The following is a 1,533-nucleotide window of genomic DNA, read 5'->3' as shown; positions in this document are numbered from 1 at the left end:
TCTTCATACGGTACAGATTGTACGTTTTTCTGCATGAGAAAGAGACATCTGGAAATAGTGTGCGAGACTAAATTCCACATGTCTGTTGGAAAGACTAAATTCTATGCAGTGAAACTTGCCTGTGCTTACACTATTTTTATTTTACTAATGCTGGGATTAGTGTTACTTCATCTGCCGGGATTTCAATTAATCCAAGAGCTTCATGAAGTCTATTATCCAGCAAGATTCGAGACACCTCATATGGACTATGTCCATTGAGGCTGTCTCGTTTTTCACTATTGATATGATTAAGCAATAACAGTGTTGTTTCTTCTGTTATGTTCTCAAAACTTGTTCCTTTAGGAAGAACATATCTTATGTATTCGTGATTTTTTTCAAGCGCACCCTTTTGGTCAGAACAATTAGGATCACAATAATAAATTCGCGTTCTCATTTCACCGTTATCATCACACTCTAAATTCCATCTATCCTGGAATTCATGTCCATTATCTGTGATTATTACCTCAAATAGTTTTTGAAATAATTCAATGCCAAGGACTTCAGTTAAATAGTCAAAAACTTTATTGACCTCATCCTGAGTTTGCTCTTTCAAAAGGAACATAAGCATTAACTTACAGTTTCTAAAAAGCATCGTCAAAAAACATGGTTTTGTGCCTTTAACACCCTCCACTGTATCCATTTCTACGATGTATGTAGGTTTATTTTTATTTATATATTCTTGAAACTCTTTGTAGCCTCTATCTTTTCTAAATGCACGATCTTTTGTACTGGTGGCAGTTTTTTTCTTCCTTGGTTTGTATACGACCTTACGACGTAAATCCATATTTCTGACTTCGAAAACACCACTATCAATATAGGAGTAAATAGTTCTTCTTGAACAAGCAATTTCCTCTGCATGAGAAGCATAGATATGAGCTATTGATTGTCCCTTTTTAATGAGCGGAGACAGCAGGTCATTTAATTTCTGAATGCTTTCAGGCGTTTGATTAATACCTTCTCTGCTTGTCGTTCTCAGTGTCTCATAGGTATCCTGAGCGTACTTGGATGAATATATTTTTCTATCCATCATGCAGTTCGTTTTCTTTGGACAGCCGTTACATGCATATGGAGGCTTAGCAAGTTTTTCACACTGTCTCGGCTTATAGTGATTACAAATTTCACTGCATCTTGCCTTTCTGCAGTTAACACATTTATGAGTGCACTCATTATCTCCGCATCCATGAAGTATCTTGCATACATTGGCTTTCGGTTTAGAGGCATCGTAATTATTAGCGCAGGGTATAGGTGCAAAGGCATCAGGCTTACGTTCTTTAATAACAGAATGACCTCTTACCTCTTTAGATATAGTGCTAGGATCCTTGTTTAAATTTCTAGCAATAGTTCTAAATGATTCGCCATTATTTAGACCTTGTTCTATACGAATTCTTCCTGATAGATCTATATGCTTCTGATTGCCTTTTGGTCGGTTCTCATTCATAATAACCTCACTTTCTGCACAGGCAGGCAATCAACTGCCTTGACATTGTACAAAAA

1 protein-coding gene is annotated in these 1,533 nt (G+C 36.5%); it reads right to left on the bottom strand.

Going from position 1 to position 1,533, the window contains the following annotated elements; genetic code table 11:
- Positions 1–136: 136 nt before the first annotated feature.
- Positions 137–1,477, bottom strand: coding sequence for an IS30 family transposase (locus tag HMPREF0373_RS04700; protein ID WP_021738473.1), 1,341 nt, complete (start codon positions 1,475–1,477; stop codon positions 137–139).
- Between the last annotated feature and the right edge of the window lie 56 nt (positions 1,478–1,533).

The sequence above is a fragment of the Eubacterium ramulus ATCC 29099 genome (assembly GCF_000469345.1).
In the GTDB taxonomy this organism is placed as follows: Bacteria; Bacillota; Clostridia; order Lachnospirales; family Lachnospiraceae; genus Eubacterium_I; species Eubacterium_I ramulus.
Note: the sequence above shows the minus strand (reverse complement) of the source record. Positions and strands in the feature narration are given on the sequence as shown.